The following is a 308-nucleotide window of genomic DNA, read 5'->3' on the forward strand; positions in this document are numbered from 1 at the left end:
TCGCAAGTCGTGCACACCGGCTCCGGATCGTTGCCACCCGGCGGCGTGGTTGCCACGACGACATTGCCCACGCTGCCGGTCGCGTCCGCATTGACGGTCGCGGTATAGGTCAGCGTGTACGTGCCCGGCAGCGCGCCGGCCGGCAGCGTGCAGGCCAGCGCGCCCGTGCAGGCAAATGCACCTGCATCGGTCACTGCACCAAAGGTCAGACCTGCGCCCAGCGTGTCAGAGAGCGTCAGCACCTCGGTCGTGGCCGAGTTGGCGACCGTCGCGGTCAACGTGTAGGTCAGCGTGTCGCCAGGCGACAC

Annotated in this window: 1 protein-coding gene; it reads right to left on the bottom strand. The window is 68.5% G+C overall.

What is annotated here, in order from left to right; translation table 11 throughout:
• Positions 1-308 (bottom strand): isopeptide-forming domain-containing fimbrial protein (locus WAF18_RS17305; protein ID WP_337246207.1); only part of this gene is annotated, 308 nt, incomplete at both ends.

It is taken from the genome of Luteimonas sp. gir (assembly GCF_037198055.1).
GTDB classification, from domain to species: domain Bacteria; phylum Pseudomonadota; class Gammaproteobacteria; order Xanthomonadales; family Xanthomonadaceae; genus Luteimonas; species Luteimonas citri_A.